Source organism: Streptomyces sp. NPDC001219 (assembly GCF_053597915.1).
The window spans coordinates 26275-40637 of sequence record NZ_JBSFJF010000008.1; the positions used below are offsets into that span (position 1 = coordinate 26275).

At 70.3% G+C, this 14363-nt stretch carries 14 protein-coding genes and 5 pseudogenes; 8 read left to right on the forward strand and 11 right to left on the reverse strand.

The annotated features are described in order from the left end of the window. Window positions 1–3 precede the first annotated feature (3 nt). The 5 genes and pseudogenes from ACWC9R_RS07020 to ACWC9R_RS07040 all read right to left on the reverse strand — a co-directional run. A pseudogene (locus ACWC9R_RS07020) lies at window positions 4–210 on the reverse strand (hypothetical protein); the annotation flags it as partial. Window positions 211–322: 112 nt separating this feature from the next. Further along, window positions 323–1312, reverse strand: coding sequence for a glycine betaine ABC transporter substrate-binding protein (locus ACWC9R_RS07025; protein ID WP_450729349.1), 990 nt, complete (start codon window positions 1310–1312; stop codon window positions 323–325). Then, window positions 1312–1407, reverse strand: a pseudogene (locus ACWC9R_RS07030) (ABC transporter permease); the annotation flags it as partial. The pseudogene ACWC9R_RS07030 and the gene ACWC9R_RS07025, both read right to left, overlap by 1 nt. A gap of 35 nt (window positions 1408–1442) precedes the next feature. Further along, window positions 1443–1667, reverse strand: a pseudogene (locus tag ACWC9R_RS07035) (Lrp/AsnC family transcriptional regulator); the annotation flags it as partial. Between the two features lie 193 nt (window positions 1668–1860). Continuing rightward, window positions 1861–2397 carry a hypothetical protein gene (locus tag ACWC9R_RS07040; RefSeq protein ID WP_450729350.1) on the reverse strand — a complete coding sequence of 179 codons (537 nt, stop codon included), beginning with the start codon at window positions 2395–2397 and terminating at the stop codon, window positions 1861–1863. A gap of 216 nt (window positions 2398–2613) precedes the next feature. On the opposite strand from ACWC9R_RS07040, the pseudogene ACWC9R_RS07045 reads away from it, so the two are divergent. Then, window positions 2614–2727, forward strand: a pseudogene (locus ACWC9R_RS07045) (flavin reductase family protein); the annotation flags it as partial. A 29-nt stretch (window positions 2728–2756) separates the two neighbouring features. On the opposite strand, the gene ACWC9R_RS07050 reads toward ACWC9R_RS07045, so the two are convergent. Further along, entirely contained in the window at window positions 2757–4055 is a 1299-nt protein-coding gene (locus tag ACWC9R_RS07050) for an alpha/beta hydrolase family protein (RefSeq protein ID WP_450729351.1), read from the reverse strand. A 94-nt stretch (window positions 4056–4149) separates the two neighbouring features. Between ACWC9R_RS07050 and ACWC9R_RS07055 the strand changes: the two genes are divergently transcribed. The 6 genes from ACWC9R_RS07055 (at window position 4150) to ACWC9R_RS07080 (ending at window position 9586) form a co-directional block, all read left to right on the forward strand. Then, window positions 4150–4746 carry a TetR/AcrR family transcriptional regulator gene (locus ACWC9R_RS07055; protein WP_450729352.1) on the forward strand — a complete coding sequence of 199 codons (597 nt, stop codon included), beginning with the start codon at window positions 4150–4152 and terminating at the stop codon, window positions 4744–4746. Window positions 4747–5405: 659 nt separating this feature from the next. Further along, a complete protein-coding gene (locus ACWC9R_RS07060) occupies window positions 5406–5966 on the forward strand; it encodes an RNA polymerase sigma factor (RefSeq protein ID WP_359449282.1) in 561 nt (186 codons plus the stop codon). Beyond that, the gene (locus ACWC9R_RS07065) at window positions 5963–6787 is read left to right on the forward strand and encodes a zf-HC2 domain-containing protein (RefSeq protein WP_450729353.1); all 825 of its coding nucleotides are present in this window, start codon (window positions 5963–5965) and stop codon (window positions 6785–6787) included. The genes ACWC9R_RS07060 and ACWC9R_RS07065 overlap by 4 nt, the downstream gene beginning before the upstream one ends. A gap of 32 nt (window positions 6788–6819) precedes the next feature. Further along, window positions 6820–7629, forward strand: a complete 810-nt coding sequence (locus tag ACWC9R_RS07070; protein ID WP_450729354.1) for an ABC transporter ATP-binding protein — start codon at window positions 6820–6822, stop codon at window positions 7627–7629. Then, entirely contained in the window at window positions 7626–9023 is a 1398-nt protein-coding gene (locus ACWC9R_RS07075; protein ID WP_450729355.1) for a hypothetical protein, read from the forward strand. The genes ACWC9R_RS07070 and ACWC9R_RS07075 overlap by 4 nt, the downstream gene beginning before the upstream one ends. Further along, window positions 9020–9586, forward strand: a complete 567-nt coding sequence (locus ACWC9R_RS07080; protein WP_450729356.1) for a hypothetical protein — start codon at window positions 9020–9022, stop codon at window positions 9584–9586. The genes ACWC9R_RS07075 and ACWC9R_RS07080 overlap by 4 nt, the downstream gene beginning before the upstream one ends. A gap of 562 nt (window positions 9587–10148) precedes the next feature. Here ACWC9R_RS07080 and ACWC9R_RS07085 read toward each other — a convergent pair. The 5 genes from ACWC9R_RS07085 to ACWC9R_RS07105 all read right to left on the reverse strand — a co-directional run bounded on the left by ACWC9R_RS07085 (window position 10149) and on the right by ACWC9R_RS07105 (window position 13019). Then, window positions 10149–10340 carry a DUF817 family protein gene (locus ACWC9R_RS07085; protein ID WP_450729357.1) on the reverse strand — a complete coding sequence of 64 codons (192 nt, stop codon included), beginning with the start codon at window positions 10338–10340 and terminating at the stop codon, window positions 10149–10151. A gap of 122 nt (window positions 10341–10462) precedes the next feature. Next, the gene (locus tag ACWC9R_RS07090) at window positions 10463–10732 is read right to left on the reverse strand and encodes a hypothetical protein (RefSeq protein ID WP_450729358.1); all 270 of its coding nucleotides are present in this window, start codon (window positions 10730–10732) and stop codon (window positions 10463–10465) included. Window positions 10733–10861: 129 nt separating this feature from the next. Next, window positions 10862–12019, reverse strand: a complete 1158-nt coding sequence (locus tag ACWC9R_RS07095; protein WP_450729359.1) for an FAD-dependent oxidoreductase — start codon at window positions 12017–12019, stop codon at window positions 10862–10864. Window positions 12020–12252: 233 nt separating this feature from the next. Then, window positions 12253–12528, reverse strand: coding sequence for a helix-turn-helix domain-containing protein (locus ACWC9R_RS07100; RefSeq protein WP_450729360.1), 276 nt, complete (start codon window positions 12526–12528; stop codon window positions 12253–12255). Next, a complete protein-coding gene (locus ACWC9R_RS07105) occupies window positions 12528–13019 on the reverse strand; it encodes a DUF2975 domain-containing protein (RefSeq protein WP_450729361.1) in 492 nt (163 codons plus the stop codon). Before ACWC9R_RS07105 ends, ACWC9R_RS07100 begins: the two co-directional genes overlap by 1 nt. A 179-nt stretch (window positions 13020–13198) precedes the next feature. Between ACWC9R_RS07105 and ACWC9R_RS07110 the strand changes: the two are divergent. Further along, a pseudogene (locus ACWC9R_RS07110) lies at window positions 13199–13492 on the forward strand (transposase); the annotation flags it as partial. Between the last annotated feature and the right edge of the window lie 871 nt (window positions 13493–14363).

Sequence of the window (14363 nt, forward strand, 5' to 3'; positions counted from 1 at the left end):
GAAGATGTGCCGTGTGACGAAGCTGTGGCCCGCGACCTTCCACAGGCCCAGGCCCAGGCCCAGGCTCAGGCCCTTGGTCAGGGCAGACACCGCCCTGGTTTCCACTCCGGTCAGGCCGCCGAGCAGTGAAGCGACAGCAGTGAGCTGATCGGGCTCCTGGCGGTAGATGATGCGGGTGGATCAGTCGGCCAGGAGCCCCTCGGCCAGTACCGGACGCGCGTCGTCGGGATCATGGTGCCCCGACCTGCGGACGGCAGCGTCTACGCGAGCGGCAAGGCGCTCTCCTCCTGGCCGCCGTCGGACGCTCGTGCGAACCCGCCTGTCAGCCTTCCCGGATGAAGCCCTCCCGCACCAGCCAGTCCTTCGCCACCTCGTGCGGGTCCTCCCCGTCCACGTCCACCCGCGCGTTCAGTCGCTGGGCCTCCGCCCCCGTCAGCCGCTTGGTGATCGGGGCGAGGAGGTCGGCGATGGCGGGGTACTTCCTCATGGTGGCGCTGTTCATCTCGGGTGACGCGTTGTAGTTGGGGAAGAAGTGCCGGTCGTCCTCCAGCACCTTCAGCTTGAGTTCGGGAATGCGGCCGTCGGTGGTGGCCGCCACGCCGAGGGCGCAGGCCGTGCCCTCGGCGACCTGGGTGTAGACGACGCCGTCGTCCATCTTCTTGAAGTTCCCGCGCCGGAGGGCGAATCCGTACGTCTTCGCCACGCCCGGCAGTCCGTCCTCGCGCACCGAGAACTCGCTTCCGCCGCAGATCGTCGCCGCGCCCGGGTCCTTCTTCGTCAGACGTGCCACGTCGGAGAGTGTGCGCAGCCGGTACTTCTGCGCATTCGCCTGGTTCGCGACCAGCGCGTAGGTGTTGTTGAGCGGGGCGGCGGGCAACCAGGTGATGCCGTTGCGGCGGTCCGCCTCGCGTACGGCCTCCCACTGCTCGTGCTGGTCGACGACCCGCTTGGTGTGACCGAGGTAGGTGATCCAGGCCGTGCCGGTGTACTCGTACATGCCGTCCGCCGCACCGGACTTGACCGCCTCGCGGGCACCGATCGAGCCCTGGATGTTCGTCCGGTCCAGGACTTGTGCGCCGGCCGCTTTGAAGACCAGCCCCATGATCTGGCCCAGGATGATCTGCTCGGTGAACTCCTTTGAGGTCACGGTCAGTTGGGCGCCAGCCAGCGGCCGCCCCTTTCCGATGGAGCCGGGCTGCACCGAGTCGGCCAGCGGGCTGCCGCTGGTCAGTCCGCAGCCGCTCAGCGCTGCGGCGGCGAGCAGCAGGGCGCCCGCGCCCGCGACGGCCGTCCGTACCTGGGCCAGGCGCATCAGTCCACCTCCAGTCCGCGCGGGCGTAACGGCAACTCGGCGAGCGTCCCCAGCCAGTCCGTGATCAGCGCCATGGTGAAGGCGCCCCCCAGCAGTTGCTGGTAGCGGGGGCCCAGGTACTCCCAGAAGGTCACTTCTCGGTCCCTCTCTCAAGGCCGGTCCTCCAGCGGTCAAGCGGTCCATACGGCGCCTGCCGCGACGCCTGGCGCACCAGTGGAGTGATCCGGAGCGGCACCGGATTCTCCAACGTGATCGCCGTCGAGGCCCGCACGATGCCATCGAATCCCACCATCTGGTCGATCATGCGCTGCAAGTCGGCATTCGAGCGTCCCACCAAATGGCACAGCATGTCACCACCCCGCCAGCGGCGAGGAGTACTTGGGCCGTGCCCGCCGGGAGCCGTATCGCCGTTGATGGGGGAGTGAGGTCGTCGGCACGGCGCGGAGTGGGCGGGCAGGTCCGCAGGAACACGGCTATGGCGCCGCCGGTGGCCTTCACCACGTATCCCCCGGGCCCGGTAACGAGCCGGGCGAAGCCGCACTGGAGTACTACGAGAGGCCGACGGCATGCTCCCGCAGGAAGGCTCCGGCACGAGCGGCGGCCTCTTCCTTCGTCGCGTACCAGGTGCCGTCCTCGGCGGCGCCGCGCGTTTCGTCCGCGCCTTCGCCCGCCCAGGCCCAGCCGCCGGACGACGGGTCCTGCACCAGTTCGGCTGTGCCGCCGAAGAGTTCGAGCGCCGTGCCCGTCTTCCCTGCCGCGGCTGAGGGACGGGGAACTGCGTCGGGCCACTTTTTGCGCGCGCCCTGGCGGGTGATGCCCCAGACCGCACCCATCTGCTCGTAGTTCGCGCCGTAGGAGCCGGCTGTCGCTGCCGCGCGCGCCGTCAGCTGCTTGACCTCCGTATCCACCACCTTCCAGGCGGCGAGGACGGACAGGGTCACATCAACCGGGTCCGCCTCCCACATGCGGGCCGTGGACAGCCCTGACTGGCGGGAGCGAATGGCCGCTGCGAGTGGGTTGAGGGCATCAGTCAGGGCCTTGCCCAGCTCGGCCCGCTCTTCGGGGGTGATCTCAATCGAGGCCATGTGACAACTGTAGTTACCGATACCCGTCTCGACAACTATAGTTCCGGCCGAGTTGGTCGGGCGGCACCGCGCCGAGGCCGACGAAGTGGCCCCCAGCGCAGGCGCGCCCTGGTGTCTTCTGCGTCTTCAAACTGGCGGTCGAGACCGGCTTCGAGGTCAAAGCGGTTGAAGGGGATGCACAGGTAGGCGCCAGGGCGCTTGGGGGCGTATGCCGCAATGTCCCGCAGCGAGTTCTACAGGCCGCTGACCGCGGTGGTCGTTCCGCGGCCCATCGCCTGGGTGTCGACGACGTCAGCGGACGGGACGCACCATCTCGCCCCTGCGAAGTTCTGAGGAAAGCGGTATCGGTCCGGAGGGCGTTAGCGCAGGTCAGAGCGCTCCGGCAAGGAACTGGCAGGGAGCCGCGCTCCTCGGCGAGCCACCCGCAGGGGGTTCTTCGTCTGCTGGTCGGTCATGACGTCGTCCAGCCAGTCGTACACGCGGGCGAAGGCCAGACGTTGGGCGCCCGCCTGACAGTGCGCGTCCGCGCCCAGTGCGGCGCTGAACTCCAACAGCGTCTTGGGGCAGGTCAGGTGCTCGTGGAGCAGTTCGGGCTGGCCTTCGAAGAACACGTCGTCCGGGGCCGAGCAGACCAGGGTGGGGCAGGTGATCTTCTGGGCGATGCCGTCGCGCAGGTGATAGTCGAGGAAGGTGGCGAAGAGCCCGCGCGGGGTGTCGGCCCCCATGACGTACATGCCCTGGTCGACGAGCCAGCGAATCTTGGGGCTGGCGGCCATGGCCGCCTCCACGGCGGCGTCGAGCTCGGGGTCGCGGTCGGCGCACAGCCGCCGTTCGGCCTCGGCGCGGTCGAGAGACAGGAAGCCGGTGGCCATGTCGCCCAGGTCGTAGACGCCGTCGAGGGCGATGACGGCGGCGAGGCGGTGCTCGAAGGCCGCGGCGCGTGGCGCGAGCAGGCCGCCCATGCTGTTGCCCAGCAGGGCGACCCGGGCGGGGTCGACTTCGGGGCGGGTGAGGGCGTAGTCGAGGACGGGGCCGACCGCGTTCTCCCAGTCGGGACGGAACACCAGACCGTGGTGGTGGCGGGTGCCCGGCTGGCCGGGGCCGTCGAAGGACAGGACGTTGTAGCCGCGCTCGACTGCCGCGGCGGCGCCGCCGAAGTGCATTTCCTCGGCCGTGCCGTCGAACCCGTTGAACATGACCACGGTCGGCCGGGCGGCGCCCGAGTCGTCGGCGCGGTACAGGTACCCCGGCAGCACGGTGTCCTCGTAGGGGATCTCCACCGGCTCGATGACCGGGGTGAACAGCGCGGCGGCCTGGCGGAAACACCTCACCGACGCGTCGTATGCGTGCAGGATGCGCGGGTCCGTGGCGTCGCCGTGCAGGAAGAACTCGGCGCTTCGGTAGTAGTTCGACGCCCGTAGGAAGGCGTCCCGGGCGCTGACGCGGTGCCCGCCGGCCAGGGCCGTACGTCCCTCGTCGGCCACCCGGTCGGCGGTGGCGAGCCACTCGTCGTGCCAGCTGTCGTAGTCGCCGGCGGTGATCCGCTGAGTGGTCACCACGACCTCCCCGAAGTCGGCGCCGCCGTAGGCGATGTGCCCGAAGGACCGCAGCGTCTCGAACCAGAACGAAGGGTCGTGCGGGAAGAACAGGGGCTCCATCGACACTCCTAAAGCAGTTGTTGGCTGCGTTTAGTGGGACTGTAGGGTCGCGGAAACAGCAAACGCAAGTCTCGACTGCGTTAAGGTGGGGATCATGGAGAGGCAACGAGAGCCGGCCCGCCGGCCCGGTGGCCGGGCGGCTCGCGTCCGCGCGGCAGTGCATCAGGCGGTCGCCGACCTGGCCGGCGACCGCGGATACGGGAACTTCACCGTCGGCGACGTCGCCGCCCGCGCGGGCGTGGCCGACACGAGCATCTACCGCCGTTGGGGAAACCTGGAAGCCCTCCTCGCGGACGTGGCCATCACCCGGCTCACCACGACCTCCCCCGCCCCCGACACCGGCAGCCTGGAGGGCGATCTGCGCACCTATGCGGCCACCGCGGCCCGCGACGTCGCCGGGCCGGACGGGATGGCGATACTGCGCCTGGCTCTCTCCCTGTCCAACTCCGGGCAGTCGGGCCTGGAGGCCCGCGACGCGTTTCTCGCCGAACGCACCCGCCAGCTACAGGCCATGCTCGACCGGGCCCGGGACCGAGGCGAACACCCGCCGGACGTCCTCCAGGTGCTCGATCTCATCCTGTCCCCGATGTACATCCGCATCCTGTTCGGCACGGGTCCGCTCACTCCCGCCTACACCGACGAACTGGTCGACCGCCTGCTGTGCCTGCACACCGCCGCCGGAGGGGGGTGAGTTCTCCTTGAGTGCTACCAGGACGACGGGTTCACCTACGACACCCAACACCTCATCGAGAAGCTGGAATTCGAGCACGCCGAGTGGGAGTTCGCCACGAAGAACCTCGACTGTGACACCCAGGACACGATCTTCTTCTCCATCAAGGGCTGACGTGCCATCGCCGCCATGGGGCGGCCCTCCCTTGAAATCCGCACCGCGCCCTGTGGGCCCGGTCGGTGGTGCTTCTTGCAACACCAATTCGCAGCCACCGCGATGAACTCCCACCGCCTCACAGCCTGGTGGGCAGACGTCCCACGAGTCCGCACTCGCACGTCTCACCTGGCAGCCCTCCGGCCCGCCGAGTAGGACTCGGCGGGCGAGGAGTGGAACGCAGCCGGCCAGATCCGCCAACAGTGTCGCTTGCTCCGGCGGGGGTTCGTGCGTGGTGGGTCACGACGACGCGCAAGGTCCGGTATGGGCACAGCTGTACTCCGGCTCTCCGCTTTCGAGTACGCGGAGAAGGGGCACGGTGACGACACATGCACTACGGCCGATGTGCAGCACACGGCACGGGAACTCCCCGCGACGAACCAGGTCGTACCCCTTGGCCCGCGAGAACTGTGACTCAGTTCACAGCAGATCCAGAACCTGCGCGCCGCACCGGGCGTCTGGCTGGTGTGAGATCACGCAGGAGAGCACTGGACGAACTGGACGAGGAACGCCTTGTCCGGCTGGTGGCCAGAGGTGACCGCGGGGCGTTCGACGAGTTGTACCGGCGCACGTCGCCGTGGCTGGCGGTGCGGTTGCGCCGCCGCTGCGCGGACGAGCAGATCGTCGCCGAGGTCATGCAGGAGACCTATCTGGCGGTGTGGCGCGCGGCCGGGGCGTTCGCCGGGAGCGCGGTCGGCGGGACGGCCGTCGGGTGGCTGTGGACGATAGCGGCGCGTCGCCTCGTCGACGCGTTCCGGCGCCGTGCCCACCACGCCGAACCGCCGGTCGCCGCCGCCGAGCGGGCGGTGGTGCCCGCGGCGGAGGAAGAGGCACTCGCCGGGACCGTGGGCGGCGACGTCGGCGACGCCCTGGGGCGGCTGGCGCCGGAACTCCGAGAAGTGCTACGGGCCACGGTGCTCGACGGCCTCTCCATACGGGAGACCGCCGTCCTGCTCAGACTGCCCGAAGGCACGGTCAAGACCCGCGCCCGCCGGGCCCGGATCGCGATGCGGGAGGCGCTGACATGAGCGGGGAACACGCGTCGAGGCAGTTGATCGACGACTACGCACGTGGTGACGCGACGATGGCCGCGGACACGGTATGGGCGTTGGAGGCCCATCTGGAGACCTGCGCGTTGTGCCGGAGCCACCTGGCGGCCTGTGTGGCCACCGAGGCGCCCGGCATCGCCGCGCTCGTCGACACCGTCCGGGCCGGTCTGGAACCGCAGTTGGACGCGGCCGTCAGGGCGCCCTCGCGGCGACACCGCCCGAGGTGGGTCGCTGCCTGGCTGACGCCGGTCATGGCCCCATGGATGGCCATGACCGTCCTCGTCACCCTGATGGCGCTGCTGCTGGACGCAGTCGCGCGGCCCATTTTCCTCGGCGGCGTCTCTCCCGTGCTGGCGATAGCACCCGTGCTGCCGCTGTGCGGTGTCGCCGCATCGTGGTCGCGCGGCCTGGACCCGGCGCACGAACTGACGGCCTCGACCGCCCGAGCCGGCCTGCCCCTGCTCCTCCGGCGCACCACGGCGGTTCTCGTGGTGGTCCTGCCCGCGCTCGTGGTGGAGGGATGGCTGACCGGAACGATGTCGGCCGCGCAGTGGCTGCTGCCCTCCCTGGCCTTCACCTCCACCGCCCTGGCGCTGGGCAGCGTGGTCGGCGTGACCCGCGCCGCCAGCGGGCTGGTGGGCGCCTGGGGCGTCGTCGTGGTACTCGCGTGGGCCACCGACCACGGCCCCGTGGACCTGGAGCGTGTCCTACAGCCGGACCAACTGCCCGCGTGGGGGCTGTTCCTGGCGCTCGGCATCGGCGCCGTGATCGCCCGCAGAAACGCGTACGCAACGCTGTGAAACCATCGTCGACCCTCGCAAGGGACTACCGCATGACGCCCACCACGAGCGCGGCCGACACCGCGCCGAAAACCTACGCCTGGCAGATCCGGGCCAGTGGCCTGAGAGTACGCGTCGGACGGAAGAAGATGGCCGTCGACGGGCTCGACCTCTCCCTGGGCATCGGCACCCACGGCCTCCTGGGGCCCAACGGCGCGGGGAAGACCACCCTGATCCGGACGCTGGCCACCGTGCTGCGCCCTACCGAGGGCGAGCTGGAGCTGCTCGGCACCTCCCTGGGCAGGATGGTCGACCACCGGCCCCTGCGTCGCCGGATCGGCTACCTGCCGCAGGACTTCGGCTACTTCAAGCGCTTCACGGTGCGCGAGTTCGTCGAGTACATGGCCTGGTTGAAGGAGGTCCCGAAGGCGGACGTCCCCGCGGCCGTCCAGCGGGCCGTGGAACGGGTGGGCCTGGCGGACCGCGCCGACCATCGGATGAAGACCCTGTCCGGCGGCATGGTGCGGCGGGCCGGCATCGCCCAGGCCATCGTCAACGACCCCTCGGTGCTGCTGCTGGACGAGCCGACGGCCGGCCTGGACCCGGCGCAGCGACTGCGCTTTCGCGAGCTGCTCCAGGAACTGGGCCGCGACACCTGTGTGGTCGTCTCCACCCACCTTGTAGAGGACGTCGCGGCCGCCTGCTCCGACGTGGTGCTCTTCGCCGACGGCCGCCTCGTCTTCCAGGGCACGCCGGAGGACCTGGCCGCGGCGGGCAGCACCGATTTCCCGGGCGACAGCCCGCTGGAGCGCGGCTACTCGGCGCTGCTCCGCAACTCCGGGCAGCGGGGAGGCGCCTGGTGACCGGACGTGTTCTGCGCATCGAGCTGAAGCGCTCCGTCGCCCCGTGGCCCGGCATCGTCGTCCTGGGCGGCAGCCTGGCGATCTTCTGTCTGTACGACGGGCTCTGGTGGAGGGGCACCGCGGGGTGGACGGCCCAGTGGACCTCCATGGCCCTGTGGACCCGGTCCCTGCTGACCTTCTTGTGGCCGCTCGCGGTGGGCACGGGAGCGGTGTACGGGCTGCGCGAACCCCGCTCGCGGATGGCCGAACTGCTGACGACCGTGCCGCGGCCGGCCTGGCGCCGTGCGGCGCTGCCGGCCGGTGCGATGGCGCTCGCGCTGGCGTCGGGCTTCGGCCTCCTGGTCCTCGTGGGCGGGGTCCAGGTGGCCCTCGGCCGGACCACCTACACGCCGCTCGACTGGCTGCCGATCTCACTCGTGGCGGCGCTGGCCCTCGTCGCGGGTGCCGTGTTCGGCATGGGCGTCGCGCGAGCCCTGCCCTCCGTGCTCACCCCGCCGGGCCTGGTCTTGTTCTTCCTCATGCTGACGGCCCTTCTCCAGCAGAACAGTGACGAGACCCTGCCGTCGAGCATCGCGCCGAACCGGCTCGCCCAGCTGCTCCCGGTGACCGCGGAGCCGCGGGAGATGCTGCTGACCCTGTCCGGCTCCGTGCACCTCGGTCAGACGCTCTGGCTGCTCGGCCTGCTCGCCACCGGCTTCGCACTGCTGTCGGCCGTGACCCGCCGGGCCCGGCTGCTCGCGGTGATCCCCGTCCTGGCCGGTGCGGCCCTGGCCCTGCTGGTCCTCCCGTCCGCCGCACGCCACACCTACGTCGTCGACAAGGCCGCCGCCGCCCCGGTCTGCGACGGACCGGTGTGCGTGACGCAGGCGAACCGCTCACGCCTGCCCGAGCTCGCACGGCGCGGCAAGGAGGCGCTGCGCGTGTTGCACGAGGTCCTGGGCGACAAGGCGCCGAACGCGGTGCGGGAGGACGCCAGGCTGCGCGCGATCGCCGACAAACGCGAACCCTCCGGCGACGTGGTGTTGGTCGACTTCGACGACCGGCTGCTCGCCGATGCGACAGGTGAGAAACTGACCCGCGCGCTGATCGCCCAGGGTCTGGCACCCAGCTGCTACGGGAACAACGACCGGGAGGGCGGGGGGCGAGGCAACGTCCCTGTCCAGAGCGTCGCCGTGAGCTGGGCCCTGCACGATTCCCGGCTCCGACCGCTGGCGGAGAGGGGCAGCGACCCGTACTTGCGGACGATCTGGCCGGACGCCGACGTCGCCTGGCAGCGGCTGACGGCGCTGTCACCGGCCGAGCAGCGCACGCGGATCGCCGCACTGCACACCGCCGGCCTCTCCTGCGCGGCGGACGACCAGCTCGCGGTGCTGGCGGGGAAGGCGACGCGGTGAGGTGGCTGATCCTGTACGCCCGTTCACGGCAGGTGCCCGCCTCGGCCGCCGCGGTCGCGCTCGTCGCGCTGGCGGTGTGGGCCCTCCACGGCCCAGGACCGGCGGATCAGGCGATGGCGGTCCTGCTCCTCACCGCGAACGTGGCGGCCGCTTCCGTCGGGCTCGGTGGGTGGGACGTCGTGCTGGAGAGGACGGCCGCGATCCGGTGGATGCCCCGCCGGGCGGCGCACGTGCTGCTGGCCGGCGCGTGCGCCGGTGCGGCGCTGCTGACGGTCCAGGCGGCGGGAGCGCAGCTCGCCCCCGCCGAGGTCGTCGTCCGGGACAGCGCGGGCCTGGTCGGCCTGGCCGCGCTCGGGGCGGCGCTGTGCGGGGCACAGTTCGCATGGACCCTGCCGACCGGCTGGCTCGCGTTCACCCTCTTCGGACCGCGTCCGGGCGGCACCGCGGGAGACGTGGTCATGTGGATGATCTCTTCCCCCGCCACGACGGCGTCCACCGGGACCGCGTGGGCCCTGTTCGCGAGCGGCACCGTGGTCTACGCCATCGCAGGGCCAAGACGGTAACGGACACGCCCCGCGCCGAGCGCTTCAGACGGCGAAGCTCGTCGGCTGAAGCGCTCAGTCACCCCGACGACGCCCGGGCACCGCGCAACCGCCGCCCCGGGGCAGGGGCGGCGGGCCGGCTTCTGGTTCACCTCCACTCGCGCTTGCCGATGGAGCTGGGCGGCACAACGCGGGGGAGGTCTCCGAGAGCCCGTACCCCTCGCCCCAGGTCGCCGCGAAGCGATGATGCCAGGGGTCGGAGACTTCACCCTGACCCACCTCTTCAGACCGAAGGTCAGACCTGAGGATGACGGCCGGGATGCGGGTGCCACCAGCGGCTGGTCCGGTTATGGGCCTACCGGACGAAGACCAGCCCGATCCGGCGCCTCAAGAATGAGTCGCATCTTCCGTCTCGTTCCCGGGAGCCTCTCCATGACGAAGCCAAAGGCCACGTCTATCGCCTGCTCGCCGTACTCGGCTTCGACTCACGCACCCAGATCGCCACTTGGGTAGTGGAGAACTTCGCACCGCGTCAGGGGGAGCACGATGAATCAGGCCCTCTGCGCTTGGGCGAAGCAAATGACTACGAGGTCAGACGAGTGCGGTCGACTACCTGGTAGTGCCAGGCGCCCACGTAGGCGGCGAGGTTCTCTGCCACCCACAGGAAGAGGCCGATCAGGATGAACGACAACGCCGGCGGCGTCCGTCGGCGCATCCCGGGCACCGGGAACCGCACGAAGGTGCCCGCGGTGACGGCCGACAGCAGTCCCGCCACGGCGGCACACATCGGGCAGCCGGTGATGGCTGAAGCCGCTCGCCTTCACGGTTGCTCATGACGGTCGGAATGGATCTGAACGGACTATGTGTGCACGGTGGGAAAGTGGCGGGGGGCGTGTGCTACCGCTGGGCGGAGCATGTCACCGGCCGGCCTGCTGCTCCCTTCTTTTGGTCCAGAACGCGGTCGTTGCCTTCCATCAGGAGGCAGTGCGCCACGCCTTTGCCGGTAGGTACGACCTTGAGGCGTGGAGCGTGACCGCCGTTCTCCTGGGTGCTCCAGGTGGCTCCGCTCACCTTGGCCGGCACGCTTACCGCGCCGTTGAGGCCATCGGTGTAGTCGTGCCTGACGGATTGCAGGTTGCCTCCTTCGGTCCAGGCTTTGTACGTCACGTCGGAACTCTCGGCACCGCAAGCCGACAGGAGTCCGCAGGCGACAGCCAGCCCCGCCATCGTGGTGATGAGCTTCCTGGCTGCTGGTATGGGGAATGTGGGCATGATGTGGCCTCTCGGTCAGTGAGTTCAGTTGGGTGTGGGGTCGGGGAAGGATCTGTCGCCGAAGAGGACTCGGCTTGCCGCGGCCCGGCCGAACGGTGTGCGTAGCAGGGTGAATCCCGCCGCTGCTGTGGCAGGCGTCCGTACGCGGGCCAATATCCCGCGCAGCATGAGTCGTCCGCGGAAGTGGGGGCGGAGCGCGGCTCCGTCGTAGTGGGACATCGTGTCCGGATTTCCGGTGCGCAGTGCCTCGTCGAGGACCTCGGCCGCGAGCTGCGACTGCCGTAGGCACGGGTCCAGGCCGCCGGCAGTGAGGGGGGAGACCGCGCCTGCTGCATCCCCCACGAGAAGCCCGTCGGCGCAGCTGATCCGGCGCAGCAGGCCGCCGACGGGTATGGGGCCGGCGCGCCGCTCCACCGTTTCGGGACGTTCGATGCCGGTCAGTCCGGGGGCTGAGGCGCTGAACTGCTCCATCGCACGGCGAAGACCGTCTGGATAGCGGTCGGCGTAGCCTGCGACGCCGACGTGGGCGTGTTGCCCGTCGTTGATTACCCAGGCCAGGTAGCCGGGGGCGAGTGAGGGGTCGAGTACGCAGTGGAATGTCGGTGGTTGGTCGCTTCCGGGGAGTTCGAAGACCTCTTCGGCGCCGACGATCAGGTGGTGGTTGCGGTCGAGAGCGAGGTCGCGGGCGACTCTTGAGCGGGCCCCGTCGGCGCCGACGATGAAGCGGGCCCGTACCGTGGTCGGTCCGTCGCGACCGACTAGGTGGAAGGTGTTGCCCTGTCGGCCGGCGTAGCGCGTGCCCAGTGCGATGCGTACGCCGGCGTCGACCGCGGTGGCGGCCGTCGCTTCGTAGAGTGGCCCCATGTCGCCCACCCGGTATTCGTCGCGGGGGCTGGTGAGGCTGACCGGGCGGCGCAGGTCAGGGGGGTAGAGGACCACGCGTCGGATCGGTGGTCCGAGGCAGTCGGGAGGCAGCGGGAAGTCGTCGAGTGTCTTCCGTACGAAGATTCCTGTGGTGCGGATCGCGCCGGCAAGGTTCGTTCGGCGTTCGACCAGGAGCACGTCGTGGCCTTGCCGGGCGAGGAGTATGGCGGTGTTGAGTCCGGCCAGGCCGGCCCCGACCACCAGTACGTCGGCACTCTCTGTGCCCTCGAGGCGGTAAGAGAGGCGTGCTGTCGTCATGTCTGCTCTGTTCCTTGTGGAGTTCCGTCATCGGTGTGCGCGGCGCGCGGCAGGCGCCGTCCGGCGGCGGGCAGTACGGCCGGGCCCGTGCCGCGATGAGGTGTGCGGGCGTCGTCGTCAGGTCGTCACTCGGGAGCTTGCTGAAGACCAGGCGGAGCGGGTCGCGCAGCAGGGGTGGTCGAGGGCGTCGTACCTGGTGATCATGTGCAGGCCGTCGGCTACCGCGACTGTGGTCACCGCGGCGGGGAGCCGGCTGGGACGGATGCTCCGAATTCGTGCGCGGCCCTGCCCCTGTCCTTGGGGGCACCGGGCGCCCAGCGCAGCAGGTCTCCGGGCTGGCACTCAAGCACCTCGCACAGCGCGGCGAGCGTGGTGAAGCGCACCGCCCTGGCGCGGCCGTTCTTGAGCACCGCCAGGTTGGCGGGTGTGATCCCCACGCGGTCCGCCAGATCGCCCACGGACATCTTCCGCTTGGCCAGCATTACGTCGATGTCGACGGCGATCGGCATCAGATCACCTCGGCCAACTCGGCCCCCAGTTGCGACGCCTCGACGTCGCGTGCGACGGCTTGTGTGAGCAGCATCCGCAGCACGAGCACGATGAGTGCGTTCCCGAAGATCGCCAGGCTGACCCCACCCAGCAGGGCCACAACGCCCGGGGGCACGACCTCGCCAGGAGCCAGGACCGCCCCGAGCGCGAGCATCAGGAGTGAGGCCGCCACGAACGCGCCGATCACGAGATGGACGTAGCGGAATGCGGCGTGGGAGAACACGGTTCCGCGTTGCACCATCGTCACCAGCCGCCACACGCAGACCAGGACGACCTGGGCCGTCACGACGCCCAGGACCGTGATCACGAGGACCGGAGTGCGGCGGTCCGCAAGGACGCTCTCCTCCATAGCGCCTGTCAGCATCGCCACCATCGCCGCCTGGGCGAACACCGCCCCGGCGTGCAGTGCCACCATCACGGCGCGAAGCGCGAGCACTGTCAGCTTTCCCAACGTCGCCTCCTCTATCGAATAACGATAGAAAGCTATCGAGTTTCGATAGGGGTGGCAAGTTGGGTCCGTCGGCGGGATGGGCCCGCGCGCCTCCCGAGTTCCTGACGCAGTGAGGCGAGCCGCCTCCAGGGCTCACGTGGAGCGGCTGGAGCACGGCACCGAGGGGCAAGCTCGGGCCGGCCTCCGCGGCGGGGTCGGCGCCCGTCCCACGTGACTCCGGCCGCCGCAATGGCAGTCACCACCCGCCCACGCGCTACAGCCGCTGCCTGCGACGGGTGTTCTACATGTCCGCACAGGCCGGCATCATCCGAGAACGGCCGAACCGGGACTGCTGCCTCAAGAAGCGTGGCGAGGGCTCCGAACACGTCCAGGCTGTGATTGCCCCGGCCCGCCGACGAGCCGGCGTCCTGTGGGCCCTCCTGCGCGACAACCGGGTCTTCACCCCCGAGCTGCCCATCGCGCAAGCGGCCTGACTCCATGATTGAGACTCCAGGGGAACGAGGTGGAAGGTGCAACGTTCATTGTTGAAGCGCCAGGTCAGCCCGGTCTTCGTTCGCGGGGCTCAAACCCGGGTCAGCCATTTGGCTCACCCGCACCCCGGCCGTCATCCTCCGGTCTGACCTTCGGGCCGAGGGAGGGGGCAGAGTGACGTTTCCGACCCGTAGCGTCATCGCTACGCGGCGACCGGGCGCAACGCGCGCCCACCCGCCGTGCGCCGCGCGGGGCGGAAGCTCGACGGCGAGGCGGGCCGGGACTGGCACCCGTCCCAGCGGCGAGTCACCGTCACCGGAGCCCGCAATGCTTCTGCGAGCGGCCAAGGCCCTCCGCGCCATCGTGACCCAGATCGTTCAGAGCCGACCGGTGCCAGACGGCGGCTCCAAGGAGCGTCGCGAGGCCGTTGTCAGCGGGCCATCGCGGCTGGGCCGGCAGTCGACGGACGGGTGGCTCCGCAGGCAGGAGCCGGTTGGGAGGCAGTGGATCGTCACGCGCGCCGATTCCTCGCAACGCCTGTGGCGGGGCGTCGGCGCTCCACTCGCCAACCGTCAGCAGCGGCCTTGCCCCGGCCTTTACTGCGCATGGAGTGAGCGCGACGTCGGAGGGGCGACTGGGCAGCAGTGTGGCCAGCAGCAGGTCGCAGGTGTCCTCCAGCGACGCCGGGGCCTGGTCGGGGACGTCGCGCAGCTGGGCGATTCCGGCGTCTGCGTCACGGGCGCGGTCTTCGATGAGGCCATCGGTGTCAGGGCCAGGACACTGCCTTCCGGCGGTTCGAGCCTTCGCCCGCTGGCCTCCAGCCGGGGGGCGTCGTAGGAGCTGCACGCCGGTCGCCCGTCGGCCACGACCGCG